This is a genomic window from Pectinatus frisingensis, from assembly GCF_015732285.1.
GTDB classification, from domain to species: domain Bacteria; phylum Bacillota; class Negativicutes; order Selenomonadales; family Selenomonadaceae; genus Pectinatus; species Pectinatus frisingensis.
Genome location: NZ_WIQU01000018.1, coordinates 1 through 335 on the forward strand (window position 1 = coordinate 1; position 335 = coordinate 335).

Annotated in this window: 1 protein-coding gene; it reads right to left on the bottom strand. The window is 44.2% G+C overall.

Translation table 11 applies throughout. From position 1 onward, the window contains the following. A partial coding sequence (locus tag I6751_RS02705) for a hypothetical protein (protein ID WP_196598979.1) occupies window positions 1-335 on the bottom strand: 335 nt, incomplete at both ends.

The window sequence follows — 335 nt, forward strand, 5'->3', positions numbered from 1 at the left end:
GCGGCGGCCAAAGGACAGTTCCGTTTTCTTAGTATCTATAGTACCGCCCATCATAGTAAATTGAGCATCCCAATTGGCAGAGTATTTATAGGCAATCGATGAATCCACATAAGGAAAATATGGATTTATTGACTCCGGAGTATGGGTGACATTGTCGGTGTAGTTCAGCTTGATAAACCAGTCCTTATCCTGCCACTTGAGCAGGATGTTTTTATCGTTATAGCCGTTGTTTTTGCGCCAGCGCTTATCGGGCACACCAGTAGGTGTTCTAGTTTTACTGCTGCCGGGATCAACCCAATAATTCGGCACCATGTTATATTGGAAGTCATTTTCCG